The sequence below is a fragment of the Mesotoga sp. UBA5825 genome (genome assembly GCF_002432955.1).
Lineage (GTDB): Bacteria > Thermotogota > Thermotogae > Petrotogales > Kosmotogaceae > Mesotoga.
The window spans coordinates 1-3,485 of record NZ_DJHG01000086.1 but is presented as its reverse complement, the minus strand read 5'-3'; the positions used below and the strand labels follow the sequence as shown (position 1 = coordinate 3,485).

3 protein-coding genes are annotated in these 3,485 nt (G+C 46.5%); 1 reads left to right on the top strand and 2 read right to left on the bottom strand.

What is annotated here, in order from left to right:
* Positions 1-389: 389 nt before the first annotated feature.
* Positions 390-1,061 (bottom strand): DUF6062 family protein, encoded by a 672-nt coding sequence (locus B3N33_RS08750; protein ID WP_214061435.1) that lies wholly within the window; start codon positions 1,059-1,061, stop codon positions 390-392.
* A gap of 21 nt (positions 1,062-1,082) precedes the next feature.
* A complete protein-coding gene (locus tag B3N33_RS08745; RefSeq protein WP_292589637.1) occupies positions 1,083-2,651 on the bottom strand; it encodes a hypothetical protein in 1,569 nt (522 codons plus the stop codon).
* Positions 2,652-2,799: 148 nt separating this feature from the next.
* Here B3N33_RS08745 and B3N33_RS08740 point away from each other — a divergent pair, with 148 nt between their 5' ends.
* A complete protein-coding gene (locus tag B3N33_RS08740; RefSeq protein WP_099829404.1) occupies positions 2,800-3,003 on the top strand; it encodes a hypothetical protein in 204 nt (67 codons plus the stop codon).
* The last annotated feature ends 482 nt before the right edge of the window (positions 3,004-3,485 follow it).

Below are 3,485 nucleotides of genomic sequence, written 5' to 3'. Positions count from 1 at the left end.
AAGAGCCGCTGTACGCCAGAAGTTCCGCTTTACGCTTAAAAGCGGTGAACCCGCTGTACGCTGTGAAATACGATTCTCCGTTGACCGTCCAAGAGGAAAGATCTGTTCTTCGGAGCGAGGATCTGTTTTTTGTTCTTGGTAAAGGTCATATTGGCAGAGCATGGCATACCCTTACCAAGAAACTGTCAGGCCAACGAACTGAGTTGGTTTTGACAAACCGGATTTCGCTACTCCTTACTTGATAGGAACTTTAGCTCTTTGTTCTTGGCCAACCACCAACCACGTATCACCAATAACCGCTCTTAGCGCCAAGCTTCATCTCAAACTCAAAGCGTCTTCTCGGTCCTTCTCCTAGGCCCGTGAACCGTTGACGGCCAAAGTAGCTTGATTCACTGTTCAGTAGAGTGCTTCTCTCCTATTATTCTAGAGGCTTTTAGCCATGCATTACGTTCCGGTCCAATGGGAGCTTCATTTCTATAGTCGTGCTTCGAAACGAAGTCGTCTATCTCTTTCGCAACCTCGCCATACTTATTTTTCTGAACAGTAATCAGCCATTCTCTCGTCTGTCGCGAGACCTTCTCCACAAGATGCTTAGAGTGGCCAAGACAGAAAACCGCTGACGACTCTTCGTACGACCTACGAACTTCATCTCTGTCAAGAAACTTGCAGAAAGCGGAAAGGTATATCTTTTCACTCTGGGCGGCAACAGAACATAGTACGCAGCTTCCATCCACAGGTTTTCTTCTTTTCTTCAAAATCGATCCCTTGCTGTCCTCCAGCCACAGGAGCTGCTCAACAAGAAGCTCCCGAAAGATAATCGAAACGGCAAGAGAGCCGACATCGGATTTCTCTCTTGCCAGTTCAACTATTCTTTTCAGGTGTTCTCTACATAACCCGTTCTCTCTTAATTGTTCTCGAGCGCTTTCATTATGAAGAAGATCCGAAAAGGCCCCTATCACCCACCCGTCTACCGACTTCTCCATGGAGCGACATACGGGGCAGTTGTCACCTTGCTCAAAAAGAGTGATTACCTCGCTTTCAAGTACGTTGTCAGCCCTCAAGCCATCACCTGACGATTCTTCTTATCTACCGAGTCTCAATAGCCAGGCATCTGAAGGACCCTGGATCTGGCGCTTGATATCACGATCGGAAGAGGAAGTCGTTCCAATAACAATCAGCTCGCGCTTCTCCGTTTCTCTTATCTTTGCTGCGGTGTCGTTCTTTGATCCCCCAAAAGTGGCTTCCCACTCTAGGTAGCCGTCGGTTCCGAGCTTCACGATCCAAACATCACGCATTCCTCTATTCTCATGCATTATGTCTCCGTCGGAAGAATCTGTATAGCCGCAGACAGCGTATCCGCCATCGGCAGTCTGAATAATGTCGAATCCTTCATCATCATCGCTGCCTCCGTAAGTTCTGCTCCATTCAAGCTCACCATCGAACGAGAACTTCAGTACCCATAGATCTCTGCCGCCTTTTTGGTCTCTGATGACTCCACCGGAAGATTCGGTGAAACCGGTAACAACATAGCCGTCGCTTACCTCTTTCACTGAGTTTGCACGTTCATCGTTCTGACCCCCAAGAAGCTTCTGCCAGATGATATTCAGCTGCGGATCCAGCTTAATGATCCACAGATCCTCTCCGGTAGATCTGCTTAATGTCTTAAGATCACCGTCAGAGGATTTCGAGTATCCGCACACGATGTAACCGCCATCTTTGGTCTGCATTCCATAAAGCAGCTCGTCATCCTGAGTGCCACCAAAGGCTTTGATCAGATCGGCAATCAGCGCGCCGGAAGAGCTCATAACCGCGACCCAGCCATCCTTGCCTCCATGATATCCACTTCCTGAAAAATTGGAGTCAGAGGAAGTGGTCATACCCGTCAAGAACAGTTTCTCACCTATAGTGGTGTTCACGGAATGAATTGTATCGTCTCCACTACCGCCAATGTAAGTCTGCCACCTCAACGAACCGTCGTTTTTCATCATTACTACGTAACCGTCTATACCGCCATGATACGGATAGCCGCTTCCAGTGTATTCAATATCATCTGATTCCGTCCAGCCTACAGCCACGTAACCGCCCGTAATTCTAACTGCATCTGAAAGGAATTCCTCGTCGCTTCCTCCATAACAGAGTTGAGGCTCTATGACGTAAGAGCTAGACAGATACTCTAGAGAAGGAACCCAGAAATCGCTCTTTCCGTTGTTTCCAAGTATCAGATTACTCTGGGTTGAACTTGAAGTAACGCCAATCACAATCTCTGTCGAACTCTCTACAACGAGTCCCATTCCCTGTTCCACTCCGGTTCCGCCATAAGTAATCTCGTGAACAAGCCTCGGACTGTAGATCGCCTTGATTATCGTATTGCCTTCGATACTGATCTCGATCTGTGCTGCTTCCATCAATTCATTGTTGACAAGCCAGCCCTCAAAATCGTAGCCCGGAACCAGTGGAGCCTTAACAGAGACAACTTGTCCATTTCTTGCCGAAAAACTATGAGGAAGTTCTCTCTCTCTGTTTCCGACTTCAATCCTCTCAATCAAAGGTGTGCAGCTCACGACCACCGAGTAGCGGCGAAAGATACACCCGGAGAGAGTGAAGACTATGATTAGAGACATAACAAGCACCAAAATCCACTTCTTCTTCATTAGATCACCCCCGAAATTACTTCTTACATTAAGTATTGTATAACGGATGCACAGAATATTATAAAAGCCGTCAAGTGCAACCAATAGCCATTGCAATATTCCCCAATTGTGGTAACATATTTATCGATCAAAGGAAGGTGGTGCTTTCGTGGAAGGAGAAAGTTGTAGCAACTATTACGAGTGCCCCGTTGTTAGAGCTTATGAGGAAGGAAAGATTGACGGGGAATGGATAAGAATGTATTGCGAGAGAAACTGGAGAGAGTGTGCGCGGTTTCAGCTAGATGAGATCTTTAGTTATTCAACCGATTTTGTGCTGCCTGATGGCAGTGTTGAAGATAGATTGAGCAGGTAAGTCGGACTACCACATACAAGTTATACTTCGACATGGTGAGTTGAAGGAAATTACCTTTGGCCCCGTTCAACTACGTACATGTTCCCTATCATTGTTCATGCGCAAGAGAGCAGATCGGTAATCATATGATAGCTCTTATGTTTTCGCAAATTCTGTATGTAACTCCCGATGATCTTGATCTCAGGTTTCCGCCCGAGGAAACTAATCAGTAGATTTTAATCAGCTCTTTAGCGTCACTCACATGCAGGTTCTTCTCTCTAGCACGAATGCTGTTTTGCCAGCTGATATCCTGATCTTAAATCCTCCCTTGCTACATTCATCATACCGATAAGTCGAGGCGTTTATGAGAAATCATATGATGCTTCTTCTCCCAAGAAAGATACGCTGTGTTTGGCTCTTGATGAATCTGATCTTAAATCCTCCCTTGAGAAAGGAGGGCCACTAGTGGCAGAGGGTGTGCACTAATTCGCAAGATCGAGATC